Here is a 14014-nt window from a genome sequence, read left to right on the forward strand (position 1 = left end):
ATTGTATTACTTGCTTTCAACCTTTGCAAGTTCTTCTTCTTCTAAAGACTTCTTATCTTGTGCCTTTAAAAATGGTAAATAAACTAAAGCTGCCATTACAATAAGTACTGCTTGTAATAATGCTGCTCTCCAACCACCAACTATAAATCCGGATATAATAGGTGGAGTTGTCCAAGGAACTTGTACCGCTGTAAAAGCAGGTATCAAATGAATAGCTAATGAAAAATAGGTAATAATTCCTGATAGTACTGGTACAAGAACAAATGGTATAAACATCATAGGGTTCAACACAATTGCAAAACCAAATAATATTGGTTCATTTATATTAAATAATCCTGGTACTAATGACAATTTCCCTAAAGTTTTTAAATGAGATGACTTTGCTAAAAGTACCATTGATATAACAAGGCCTAATGTCATTCCTGATCCACCAAATGTTATAAATTGATCCACAAACTGCTGAGTTACTATATGTGCATTTTGTCCTGCTACTAAGTGAATTCCTTTATTAACAAGTTCCTGATTAGCTAGTCCATTAGCTTGAAGTAATGGTCCCATTACACCACCTATTAGTGCTGCACCATGTATACCAAACCACCATAAGAATGAAATTACAAAAGGTATGATTATTGCAGCTCCCAAGGAGTCAGTTAACCCCTGTAGTGGTATTTGTAATACTGCATATATTACTTCTATAAGAGTTTTTCCTACAAAGTACTGGAAAAGAGCATATGCTAACATAGATATTGTTATAATAACAAAGCCTGGAATCAATGCTGAAAAAGCATTAGAAACACCTTCTGGAACACCTTCTGGCATCTTAATTCTTATATTTCTCTTTATAAACCAGGAATAAACATATCCAGTAAATAGTCCTACAATTATTGCAGCTATCATTCCTTTTCCACCAGTCCAATTTTTAATAATAACTCCACCTATTGAATCTCCAGCCTTTCCAGTAACTGTAGATGGCATGATTATTAAAAATGATACTATACTTAATATTCCTGCCGATATTGGTTCACATTTTTCTTTTTTTGCATAATTATATGCGATACCAAATACAGATACTAAAGCCATAATATCAAAAGTTGCTCCTGAAACTTGATTTAAAGGTACCGCCCAATTCTCACCAAAAATACTTGTCATTAATGGTGCCCAACCATCTAAAGGTATATTAGCAAGCAACAAAAATATGGAACCTATTAGCGTTAATGGCATTACTAGCATAAGACCATCTTTAATTGCAATTATTGGCTTGGCATTAGCAAACTTCATCAACTTAGATGAAATTTTATCTAAGTTTGTTTCAATTTTTCCCATCATAAAACCTCCTCTTAAATTTAACTTTAACATCTATTACAAAATCCCATGATTTTTAAAGGTTTTCCCCTCTCTCTTGAATTATTTTCTTGTACCAATAAAATGATGCTTTTTTCTTCCTCTTTAAATTATCTTTGTGATCCACATAGATAAATCCATATTGCTTTTTATATCCATTTAGCCAACTCAATAAATCTATTGCCGACCAAGCATAATAACCTTTCAAATTTATACCTTCTTGAATAGCCTTTTTTACTACTTTTAAATGTTGTTCTATATATTTTATTCTAGGTATATCTACTATTTCCCCTTCAATTATTGGGTCTTCATCTCCAAGACCATTTTCTGTAATATATATCTTTATATCCCCATAATCAGCCTTTATCATCCTAAGTCCTTCTAAAAATGCATCTGGAGCAATCTCCCAACCCCATTTAGTGTACTTTTTTCCATCTACTTTTACAGTTTTGTATACCTTATCAAAAGATACATTTCCAGGTGCTCCAGTTGACTTTTCTCTAGTCATTTCTTCATTCTCACATTCACTATCATTTTTCATAACTCTTTTAGGTTGATAGTAATTTAAACCAACGAAGTCATTTAGAGGTGCAGAAGATTTCAATAATTCTAGTTCTTCTTCAGTCCAATCAGGTTTATAGTTCTTTTCTATTAACTGATCTACTACATATTTTGGATATGTGCCCTTGAGTATTGGATCGTAGTAAAGTGCAATTTCATATTGGTTTGCATGATATGCAGCAAATTTATTATCTGAACTATCATCTACACTAAATGCAGGTGAAAATACATGAGTTATACCTATTTCACCAAATTGCCTCAACTCCTTATAATCCTTTACAGCCTGAGCATGTGAAATAAATACATTGTGTATAGCCTGAAAATATTTTTTAGGCTGATTTTTTATTCCTGGTGGGTGTCCCCCTGTTAAATATCCTAAAGAGCAAAAGACAATAGTTTCATTAAATGTAATCCAGTGTTTTACCCTATCTCCAAATGCCTTAAAACATGTATTTGCATATTTCCTAAAGGCTTTAACAGTCCTCTTACTTGTCCATCCACCATCTTCCTCTAATGTTTGTGGTAAATCCCAATGGTATAAAGTAACAAATGGAACAATACCATATTTTAAACATTCATTTATCAAATTATTGTAAAAGTCTATACCTTTCTGATTAATTTCTCCATCCCCATCTGGTATTATTCTTGGCCATGATATGGAAAATCTATAGGACTCCAGTCCCATTTCAGCCATGAGTTTAATATCTTCTTTATATCTGTGATAGTGATCTACTGCAACATCTCCATTAGTTCCTTCAAATGTCTTTCCTGGAATTTTAGAAAATACATCCCAATTTGAAATGCCTTTTCCATCTTCATTCCATGCACCTTCTACTTGATATGAAGCTGAAGCCGCTCCAAATAAAAAATCATGTGGAAATTTCATGTCTTTTACCTCTTTTCTCTGTAATTTTTTATTTCACTAAATCTATTTATTTTAAAATATTGTACTTTAAAAAAATAAATTTGTATTATACTTATATTAGTTATAAATTTATTATAGGTACCTCTACTATTACTGTTAATTTAAGGATCATCCCTACTTTCCCTATAATGGTAATAAGGGGTACTTATAATTAAAATTATTGTTTTGCTAGTTTCAATGCGTGTTCTAAAACTTTGGCTCCATTCATCATTCCATAATCAACTGAATTAATAACATCTACTGGAACACCCTTTGGCTCGCAAATAGACTTTATTTTTTCTAATAAAAACTTAATCTGAGGTCCAAGCAGTACTACAGATACTCCTTTCTCAAGTTGAGCTTCTAACTCTGCTTCTGGATATGCTTCAATACAAACATCTTCCATTCCCTTATCCTTAGCTGCCTTTTGCATTTTTTTAACTAACATACTAGTTGACATACCAGCATTACAAAATAATGTAATTTTCATCACAATTATTACCTCCTATTTATTTGTATATTATAGTTTAAATTCTTTATTTATTTATTAAAGAATTTACTACCTTTCTTAAATCAATTATCTCTTTAATTAGATTTTTTTCTGATATAGCTGTCATTATATGATCTTGTGCATGTACAAATAAAACTGACACATCCAATTTTTCACCATTTGCTTCTTTTTGAATAAGAGAAGTTTGTACATTATGTGCCTTACCAATTTCTTCATTAGCCTTTTTCATTAAATCATCAGCTTCGTCATACTTTCCTTCATTTGCCTTATGAAGCGCTTCATAAGCAAAAGCTCTAGCCTCTCCTGCAGAAATTATTATATTCATTATTACTTCCTCTAGCTCCATTTTCCTCACTCCCAAATATATTCTTAGTGTGCCTTTAAATATTTACACTAAATTATATAGCAAGCTCCATGCCAAAACACTAAAATACATCATTCAATGCCATTTTTCTTTAATCAAAAGCAATTTTAGCCTATAGTGTTTTAATATTTAATAGTGTTTCAATTAAATTTAACTAGTGTTTTACAGTTTTGTTTTTACTTCTGTATAAATTAAATATAGTGTTTTATTTTTAAAACTCTATGTGGAAATTTTTTTCTTTAATGTATATAATATAATTAATTTAGTTTAAGGAGAGATTGTATGAAAAGGAAAGATATTATATACAATAAACTTTTAGAATTACATGATGAAAATGGAATTGATGCTAAAACACTTTCCACTATTTTAAATATATCTAGAGCAAATGTAAGTCACGAACTCAATATATTGTGTAAGGAAGGTAAACTATATAAATCTTCTGGAAGACCAGTTTTATTTTTTATTAAAGATAATAAAAAAAACTTGAACAAAAAATACGAATTAGATAAATTAGTTGAAAATTGTACTAGCTTAAAACAGCCTGCTGAACAAGCAAAAGCTGCAATTTTATATCCACCAAAGGGAATGCCCTGCTTAATATTAGGTGACACTGGAGTAGGAAAATCAATGTTTGCATCATTAATGCACAAGTATGCAGTAGAAACTGGGATAAAACCAAAGGACTCCCCCTTTATAACTTTTAATTGTGCAGACTACAGTAATAACGCTCAACTTCTAACTTCTCAACTATTTGGTGTCAAAAAAGGAGCCTATACTGGTGCAGAATCCGATAAAATAGGATTAATAGAAAAGGCAAATGGAGGCATACTTTTTTTAGATGAGGTCCACAGACTTCCACCTGAAGGACAAGAAGCACTTTTCACTTTTTTAGATACAAGCAAATTTAGGCGCATGGGAGATGATGAAACTAGAACTTCTGATGTACTTATTATTTCTGCTACTACTGAAGATCCTAATTCTGCACTATTAAAAACATTTACTAGAAGAATTCCAATGGTTATAAAAATTCCATCTTTAAAAGACCGTTCTTTAGAAGAAAGACTTTATTTGATCAAAAACTTTTTTAAAATGGAGAGTATAAAATTAAATAGATGTATATATGTATCTTCAAACTCTATAAGAGCCTTCTTATCCTATGATTGTCCAAATAATATAGGACAATTAAAAAGTGATATACAACTTGCCTGTGCTAAAGCTTATTCTAAATTTCTAACTAAGGTAAGAAATGATGTAAGAATATGTAGCAGGGATCTTCCTGCCTATATTCAGGAAGGACTTTATAAAAAGAAAGAGCACAGAATTTTATGGAATAAACTTTTGGGAGAAGAAGTTGAATTCTTTAAATTTTCAAAGTCTATAAATTCTAAGCCCAAAAATTCTTATAACAAAAATAACACTATATACAAATTCATAGAGCAGAAATTAAATACTTTAAAGTCCCAAGGAATATCAGATATAGCAATAGAAAATATTCTAGGAAATGATGTCATAAAATACTTTGAAAAAAATACTAATACTACCTCATTAGAAATTAACAAAAATAATCTTTTAAGTATTGTTGGTGAGGATATATTAAATTGTATTAATAAAGTTTTATATTTTATTTCAAATGAACTTAAAATTAACTTTAGCAACAATATGTATACTGCATTAGCTTTACATATAAACGCATTAATCAACAGAGTAGAATCAAATAAAGTTATTCCTAACAATAATCTAAGCAAAATAAAAACATTATATCCTTTAGAATTTAAGGTGGCTGTTAAAGCAAAAAAAATTATTGAAGATTATATACACAGACCTATTCCTGATGAAGAAGCAGCCTATATAACAATTTTTCTAACTCAGGAAAATAAGTTTAATCATAAAAACAAAGTAAAGGTAATACTCATTTCCCATGGAGAATCTACAGCAACCTCTATGGCCAATGTTGCAAATAAACTTCTATGCGAAAACTGCGTAGTTGGTATTAATGCTCCACTAGATGTAAGTCCATCTGTAGTTTTAGATAAACTTAGAAATTTAGTAAAAAAAGACACCACATATGATGGATACCTGTTACTTGTGGATATGGGTTCTCTTATATCCTTTGCAGAAGTTATACAGGAAGAATTCAATGTTCCAGTTAAAATTATTCCACTTGTTTCAACTCTACATGTACTTGAAGCAGCTAGAAAATCTCTTTTAGGATTGCCATTAGATAACATCTACAAAGATGTCCTCCTTGTAAATTCATATTTCGAGGTTAATCCTTCTTTGAAAAAAGGAAAAAATTCTAAAAATAAAATAGCTATTATAACCGCTTGTCTGACTGGTGAAGGTGGTTCTGTTGCAATTAAAAGTTTTTTAAATAACAATCTTAAATATGACAGGGAATTATTTGAAATAATCTGTCTTAATTGTTTAGATAAAAATTACTTTATTAGAACTCTAAATAAGATACAGAAGAAAACAGAAATCTTGTTTATAATATCTTCATTTCCAGTAGATATAGATATAAAACAATACAATATGTATGATGTTATAAACATGAAAGTAATAAAAGAACTTCAAGAAAGCATTGATATTAAAACTACTCTTATAAAAATGCCTCTTATAATCAATGAAAATATAAGCAACTTAGATGGAGTTGAACTCTATAATAATATAATAGCTTTTATACAGACATTAGAATCAAAGTTATTCTTAAAACTTCGTGAAGAAAGCAAAATTGGTTTAATCCTTCATTTGGCTTTTTTAATGAGCAGATTAAAAGCAGGGGAATCTTCAGCTGAATATCCAGAAAAGGAAAAATATATAATAGAAAACAGAGAAACATACAATATTGTAAAAGAAGACTTTATATCTCTCTGCAATAAGTATTCCATAGATAAAGTAAGCGATAGCGAGATATGCTATATTATAAGAATTTTTTCCAATTAAACTTCTGTAATGCATTTATTATATAAGTATGTGGTATAATTAACATATATTACATTTTAAAAACAATATTAATCTTGAATTAAAATCATAGAGGAGTGAACTAATTGATTAAAAATTATATGGAAACTGTAATTGACACTTTACTTCCGGAAATTCTTAAAAATTATGATAATATATGTAAATGTCCTATATGTTTAAATGATATGAAAGCTCTAGTGCTTAACAGAATTCCTCCAAAATATTTTTCCACTGAAAAAGGTTTATTATATTCTAAATCAAATATGATATCAGAAGAATTTAGAACAAATATAATAAAAGAAATAGCTTTAGCCATAGATACTGTATCTAAAAATCCGTCACATGATATTCACAAAACAATTTAAAAAAATGAGCAAAGATTTTTAACAAATCTTTGCTCATGCTCTAAATCTATTTAATTGTACTAAGAAGATATTTCTCAGCTTCAGCACTCCAAAGTCCATTGTGTTTCTTTGTTATCTTAGCAAGTTCTGCAAACAGTGGATCTGTTTCTCCCTTCTTTTCAAAATCATCTATAGCTGTAAGTTCCATATCTATATTTGTGTATATTAGCTTTTTACCACCAGGAATTTTAGGAAGATTCAATGTAGTTTCTGGTACACAATTAAGTCCACCTATATGTGTTACCATAACTGCAGGATTCATTAAACCACTTTCTGTCATCTTCAAAGATTCTTTAAGGTCATCTGTATTTCCTCCAGTTGTACCTATTACATGAGTTGATCCATAGTGAACATTATAGTAATTTAGTTCCCCACTGAAATTCTTATCTGTAGGTCCTGCAAAGAAATTCAAACATCCATCTCTTCCAAGTATTTTATCAGCTTGCTCAACTACCTGTCTAACAGGTGTATAAGCATAAACATCGTCAAATCCTGTTCCATCTGTAAGGTTTATCAAATATTCAGTAGAGTTTTCTATTTTTCCTGTATTTACAAATATTAAGTCTACTCCCTTTTCTTTCTTTACCTTATCTCTATTATATATCTCTTTTGCTCTTTTTATTCTACTTTCATCTATGTCAGTTACAACAAGTAGTGATGGTCTTCTATCACAATTTATTACATATTCTACAGCTCCAAGTCCCATTGGGCCTGCTGCAGCAAGAAGTGCAAGTTTTCCTCCTTCTTTTATACCCATCTCATGATGATATGATCCCATTTTTGTGTGGAAACATGCATGATATCCACCTATTATACATGACATTGGCTCTGCAAGAGATGCTTCGTAATATGACTCTCCATTGTAATTTAAAAGGCACCCAATCTCCATTACTTCGTGAGGTATTATCATATATGTTGCATCTCCACCAAAATATTTATAAGAATATCCAGGTGATGCCATACTTCCTTTGTAATTAAGTGCAGGCTGCTGTGCAAACTTTCCACCTTCTTTAAATTGACCTTTCCACTTTGCACCTACTTTTACTATATCTCCTGCAAATTCATGTCCAACTATTACTGGATTTTTATCAACATCTTTTGGAACTCTCTTGTGATCAGGTCCTTGAATAGCAGCTTTATAAGTTGACATACATATGCTGTCAGATACAACTTTAACAAGTATTTCATCATCTTTTATTTCAGGTAGTTCAAACTCCTCTAATCTTAAATCATTTTTTCCATAAAGTCTTACTGCTCTTGTTTTCATAAAATATTACCCCTTTTCTAAATAAAATAGTTTGATTTTTACTAATCTTCTTCCAAAATTAAATCTATTATTTCCTGTTTATTACTTGTTTTAACTAATTTTTTTACATTCTCTTCATACTGGCATGTAAGTGCTATTTTCGAAAGTATTTCCATATGATCGTCATTTTTACCTGCAATTCCTATTACGAGATATGCTATATCTCCATCACCAAAATCAACTCCATTAGGATACTGTGCAATTACAATTCCAGAATGTTTTATACATTTTACATATTCATTCATTCCATGGGGAATTGCCACTCCATTACCTATATAAGTACTTACATCTTCATTTCTCTTTATCATACCTTCTATATATTTTTCATCTACATATCCATTGTCTACAAGAAGTCTTCCCACTCTTTTTATAGCTTCATCTTTAGTTTCACTTTCAACATTTAATAATATATTATTTTCACAAAGTATTTCTGATTTCATTATATATCCTCCTTACAAAGTATTTTTCTAATTTCTCTACTGAGTTCATTAATATTTGAATTTCTTAAAATTTTACATAATCTTCTATTTTCTATAAGGGACATACTTATTTTCCCCATCTGTTCAAGTACATAAGACTTCTCTTTTTTCCTTGCAAGTAATACTACAAATGTATCAACATATTCATATGCAAATCCAACACTTCTCAATTTCATATTATTCTTTATTCTGTATACTCCTACAAAAGGAATTACTACACAATCTGATCTAGTATGAAGAAGTGCTATATGAGAATTTGGTACAACTACATTACCTAACTTTTCCCTGGCAATTATAAGCCTTTCGACTTCCTCTCTACTACTTAAAATACCATTTTCATAAGCATTTTTTGTAATGATTTTTATTAGATCATCAACTGATTTAGTGTCTATTGTTTCAACAATTATATTATCTATAATAGAATCTATACTATTATTATATTTATCTAAATTTAGATCATTTTCTTTTTCTAAATTTTCACTTTTAACATCATCTGAAATTAATTTAGACTTGTTAAAATTCATTCTATTTTTGCTTAACTTTGAAATATATTCATTTATATTTTCTATATCATCCTTTTTCAAAAAAGGTGACACTACAATTACATTTTCATGATTTTTTTTCGTATTTGGATCAACATTTACAGTTGAAATAACTATGTCATATTTTTTACTTTCTTCCTGCCAATCTTTGAAAGACTCAATTTTTATACTTTTTATATTTTGTATTGCAGATTTAAGTTTATTTGCAAGTATTTTAGCAGTTCCTATACCATTTGGACATATTATAAGAAAAGAAAATTTATTGTTTAAACTATTAGTTTTTTCTATAAATAGACCAATGTGCATAGTTATAAAACCTATTTCATCTAATGTCATACTTATATTGTATTTAGAAAATATTAATTTACATGCATAAGTTACAGCTTCAAAAATATCACTGTAATATTCTTTTATTTCATCTAAAATAGTATTTTTAACAGGCATATCCATATTTACTCTATAAAGTGCAAAATTTATATGCTGTGATAATCCTGCAATAAGCTGTCTATCATATTTGATTTCCATATGAAGTTTTTTCCCTACTTCATATAAAAGCTCTTTTGATATATCTTCAAAGGAAACCCCAAACTCCTGGAACTTACCATTTTCTTTGTAAATGTACTTAGAACCAAGAAGATGAATTACAATATAAGTAAGTTCACTATCTGTAATAATTATATTCTCAGATTCAAGATATTCTTTAATTTCAGTTAAAAAGCCAAATTTTTCTGATGAAACTACATCTTGAATCAAATAATCAGGAAGTTCAATAGAATTCCCAAGTTCAGTTTTTTTCAAAGATATAAGCACATGAATAAGTGAGCTCAGATAAATTGTGTCATCCATTTTAAATACATTGTTTTCAAAAATATCAACTAGATTCTTTGAAATTGAAAACAGTCTTTTACCAAACAGTATTTTGAAAAACATATCTATAACTTTATTTTTTTTATTCCCATATACATAGGCACACAACTCATCTATAGGCTTTAAGTCATATATGAGTTCTACAATTGAATTTCTCTTTATCCATTCAGATCCCTCTACGCTTATGCCATATCCTCTTTTTCTTTTCAGAGTAAGATACCTTACCCTTAGCCAATATTTTATCTTATCCATATAAAGGCTTATGCTTCCCTCTGTCACATTGAGCTGATAGCTGAAAAATGCCAATTTATATGGCTCATCTGTTAAAAGAAGCTGGGCTGTAATTATAAGTAATCTCTGATCCTGACTAAGCAGCCACTGAAGTGGTATCCCATCTAAAGACTTTTCAAGGTAATCTATGTCTTTCTTTTTTCCCATTATGCTTAAGTTTGAATTATTATCATATATACTTATCTTCTTAGGTTTAAGCATATTGTTTATAGCATTTACCTCTCTTAGTATAGTACGGTCGCTTACATCAAATTGTTTTGAAATCTCCTTAACACTTAAAGAATTTTCTTCTAATATAGCATTTATAATAAATTTCTGCCTAGCAGTAAATTTACTTAAATTATCCACAGCACCACCTACTCAATTATTTTTTTAAAAATTTTATATATTCATCATAAACTTTATTATCTAAGAAATTTTTAACAGTTACAATTTTAGCCTTTGGTACTACCATAAGAGCTCTTTCCTTTAGACTTTCCTGAGTAAATACAACCTCAGCATCTTCAGGTATTTCATTTACAGCTGCATGTTTTACTTTAATTTCAAAGCCAGCATCTTTCAACTTCTTCTTGAGTATTGACTCTCCCATTGCAGATGATCCCATTCCTGCATCACAAGCAAATACTATAAGACTTGGAATATCATTTGAAGCTTCAATTGTATTATTATTTCCAATTTTATTTCCTTTGCTCTCAGCCTTCATCTCTCCAACAAGTTCTTTTGCATTATCGAAAGATTCACTATCTGATGCACCACTCATCTTCAATATAGGACAGCTTACCAAAAATGAAACTACTGTACCTACTAGTATACCAAATAATATAGGAAATAGTCCTCCTTTAGGGCTCATTGCAATTTCAGCAAATATACTTCCCGGTGATGCTGAAGCCACAAGTCCAGCGCCTGTAAGTACAAATGTTAAGTCTGCAGCCATTCCACCTGCTATTACAGCTACAAGAAGAAGTGGTGTCATAAGTACATATGGGAGATATATTTCATGAATTCCACCAAAGAAGTGGATTATTGCAGCACCAGGTGCAGACCTCTTTGCATCTCCTTTACCATATATACAATAAGCAAGCAATATTCCAAGTCCAGGTCCTGGATCTGCTTCAATTAAGAAAAATACTGACTTTCCAATCTCTTTAACTTGTTCTATCCCTAAAGGATCAAATATTCCATGATTTATTGCATTATTTAAAAATAGTACTTTAGCAGGTTCTACAACTATTGCTATAAGAGGAAGAAGCTTAGCTTCCGTTATCCACTTTGCACCTTGTCCAAGTACAACAGTAAATGCTCCAACTACAGGTCCTATTATTGAAAACCCTATTAGTGCAAAAATTCCTCCTAAAATCCCAGCTGAAAAGTTATTAACAAGCATTTCAAATCCTGTAGGAATCTTATCCTTTACAAGGTTATCAAATTTCTTTATAAGATATGCTCCAAGAGGTCCAATGATCATTGCTCCAAGAAACTGGACTACAGAAGATCCAACGATAACACCAATTGTTGCTATTGCACCAACTACTCCACCTCTTGTACCATACACCAACTTACCACCTGTATAACCTATAAGTAAAGGTAACAGATAAGTAATCATTGGTGTTACAAGTTTATTAAAATTTTCATTGGGAATCCATCCTTTTGGAATAAATAATGCTGTTATAAGTCCCCAAGCTATAAATGCTCCTATATTTGGCATTACCATTCCTGCTAGGAATCCACCAAATTTTTGCACTTTAGCTTTTACGTTGTGACTTTTTTTAGTAGTAGGACTTTTTTTGTAAGTTTCCATGTCAAATACCTCCCTGTCTTTTATAGTTATAATATAGTATGCGGTAAACGTTGTTACAAGTCCCACTACTTCAATTATGACAATCATCTTTCATGACAAATTTAAAATTGTCTGTGAAATCTATGCTCAGATGCATTTAATTTATATAAAATATTAAAATTTATTTTCTCAATCTTTTTTTAGAGATTTTATATATTCATCATAAACTTTATTATCTAAGAAATTTTTAACAGTTACAATTTTAGCGTTTGGTACTACCATAAGAGCTCTTTCCTTTAGACTTTCCTGAGTAAATACAACTTCAGCATCTTCAGGTATTTCATTTACAGCTGCATGTTTTACTTTAATTTCAAAGCCAGCATCTTTCAACTTCTTCTTGAGTATTGACTCTCCCATTGCAGATGATCCCATTCCTGCATCACAAGCAAATACTATAAGATTTGGAATATCATTTGAAGCTTCAATTGTATTATTATTTCCAATTTTATTTCCTTTACTCTCAGACTTCATTTCTCCAACAATATCTTTTGCCTTATCAAAAGATTCATCATCTGATACACCGCTCATCTTCAATATAGGACAGCTTACCAAAAACGAAACTACTGTACCAACAAGTATACCAAATAATACAGGAAGTAGTCCTCCTTTAGGACTCATTGCAATTTCAGCAAATATACTTCCCGGTGATGCTGAAGCCACAAGTCCAGCACCTGTAAGTACAAATGTTAAGTCTGCAGCCATTCCACCTGCTATTACAGCTACAAGAAGAAGTGGTGTCATGAGTACATATGGGAAGTATATTTCATGAATTCCACCTAAAAAGTGAATTATTACAGCACCAGGTGCAGATTGTTTGGCATTTCCTTTACCATATATACAATAAGCAAGCAATACTCCAAGTCCAGGGCCTGGATCTGATTCAAGTAAGAAAAATACTGACTTTCCAATCTCTTTAACTTGCGCTATTCCCAAAGGATCAAATATTCCATGATTTATTGCATTATTTAAAAATAGTATTTTACCAGGTTCTACAAATATTGCTATAAGAGGGAGAAGCTTAGCTTCCGTTATCCACTTTGCACCTTGTCCAAGTGCAACAGTAAATGCTCCAACTACAGGTCCTATTACTGAAAATGCTATTAATGCAAAAATTCCTCCTAAAATCCCAGCTGAAAAGTTATTAACAAGCATTTCAAATCCTGTAGGAATCTTATCCTTTACAAGGTTATCAAATTTCTTTATAAGATATGCTCCAAGAGGCCCCATTATCATAGCTCCAAGGAACTGAGTTACAGAAGATCCAACAATAACACCAATTGTTGCTATTGCACCAACTACTCCACCTCTTGTACCATACACCAACTTACCACCTGTATAACCTATAAGTAAAGGTAACAGATAAGTAATCATTGGTCCTACAAGTTTATTAAAATTTTCATTAGGAATCCATCCTGTTGGAATAAATAATGCTGTTATAAGTCCCCAAGCTATAAATGCTCCTATATTTGGCATTACCATTCCTGCTAAGAATCCACCAAATTTTTGCACTTTAGCTTTTACATTTCCACCCTTTTTTTGAGTAGAATTTTTTTTATGAATCTCCATATAAATACCTCCTTATCTTTTATAGTTATAATATAGTATTGAGTAAACGTTTTTACAAGCCTTAATACTTTAATTTTGAC

Annotated in this window: 11 protein-coding genes; 2 read left to right on the top strand and 9 right to left on the bottom strand. The window is 30.5% G+C overall.

Features of this window, described 5'->3' with window-relative positions:
• Positions 1–6: 6 nt before the first annotated feature.
• The 4 genes from H2684_RS01360 to H2684_RS01375 form a co-directional block, all read right to left on the bottom strand.
• Positions 7–1323, bottom strand: coding sequence for a PTS sugar transporter subunit IIC (locus H2684_RS01360; RefSeq protein WP_182087556.1), 1317 nt, complete (start codon positions 1321–1323; stop codon positions 7–9).
• 55 nt (positions 1324–1378) lie between these two features.
• Positions 1379–2788: a GH1 family beta-glucosidase gene (locus H2684_RS01365; RefSeq protein ID WP_182087557.1), complete on the bottom strand. Its 1410-nt coding sequence runs from the start codon at positions 2786–2788 to the stop codon at positions 1379–1381.
• Positions 2789–2984: 196 nt separating this feature from the next.
• The gene (locus tag H2684_RS01370; protein WP_182087558.1) at positions 2985–3299 is read right to left on the bottom strand and encodes a PTS sugar transporter subunit IIB; all 315 of its coding nucleotides are present in this window, start codon (positions 3297–3299) and stop codon (positions 2985–2987) included.
• Between the two features lie 43 nt (positions 3300–3342).
• Positions 3343–3663 (bottom strand): PTS lactose/cellobiose transporter subunit IIA, encoded by a 321-nt coding sequence (locus tag H2684_RS01375; protein WP_182087559.1) that lies wholly within the window; start codon positions 3661–3663, stop codon positions 3343–3345.
• Between the two features lie 300 nt (positions 3664–3963).
• Here H2684_RS01375 and H2684_RS01380 point away from each other — a divergent pair, with 300 nt between their 5' ends.
• Positions 3964–6624 carry a sigma-54-dependent transcriptional regulator gene (locus tag H2684_RS01380; protein WP_182087560.1) on the top strand — a complete coding sequence of 887 codons (2661 nt, stop codon included), beginning with the start codon at positions 3964–3966 and terminating at the stop codon, positions 6622–6624.
• 104 nt (positions 6625–6728) lie between these two features.
• The gene (locus tag H2684_RS01385) at positions 6729–7007 is read left to right on the top strand and encodes a late competence development ComFB family protein (protein WP_182087561.1); all 279 of its coding nucleotides are present in this window, start codon (positions 6729–6731) and stop codon (positions 7005–7007) included.
• Positions 7008–7053: 46 nt separating this feature from the next.
• Here the strand turns inward: H2684_RS01385 and H2684_RS01390 are convergent, their stop codons facing one another.
• The 5 genes from H2684_RS01390 to H2684_RS01410 all read right to left on the bottom strand — a co-directional run bounded on the left by H2684_RS01390 (position 7054) and on the right by H2684_RS01410 (position 13934).
• A complete protein-coding gene (locus H2684_RS01390; protein WP_182087562.1) occupies positions 7054–8313 on the bottom strand; it encodes a zinc-binding dehydrogenase in 1260 nt (419 codons plus the stop codon).
• Between the two features lie 41 nt (positions 8314–8354).
• A complete protein-coding gene (locus tag H2684_RS01395; RefSeq protein ID WP_182087563.1) occupies positions 8355–8792 on the bottom strand; it encodes a PTS sugar transporter subunit IIA in 438 nt (145 codons plus the stop codon).
• Positions 8792–10879 carry a BglG family transcription antiterminator gene (locus H2684_RS01400; protein ID WP_182087564.1) on the bottom strand — a complete coding sequence of 696 codons (2088 nt, stop codon included), beginning with the start codon at positions 10877–10879 and terminating at the stop codon, positions 8792–8794. Before H2684_RS01400 ends, H2684_RS01395 begins: the two co-directional genes overlap by 1 nt.
• Before the next feature lie 16 nt (positions 10880–10895).
• The gene (locus H2684_RS01405) at positions 10896–12329 is read right to left on the bottom strand and encodes a PTS mannitol transporter subunit IICB (RefSeq protein ID WP_182087565.1); all 1434 of its coding nucleotides are present in this window, start codon (positions 12327–12329) and stop codon (positions 10896–10898) included.
• Between the two features lie 168 nt (positions 12330–12497).
• Positions 12498–13934: a PTS mannitol transporter subunit IICB gene (locus H2684_RS01410; RefSeq protein WP_182087566.1), complete on the bottom strand. Its 1437-nt coding sequence runs from the start codon at positions 13932–13934 to the stop codon at positions 12498–12500.
• Positions 13935–14014 lie beyond the last annotated feature (80 nt).

Source organism: Clostridium sp. cel8, from assembly GCF_014050525.1.
Lineage (GTDB): Bacteria > Bacillota > Clostridia > Clostridiales > Clostridiaceae > Clostridium_B.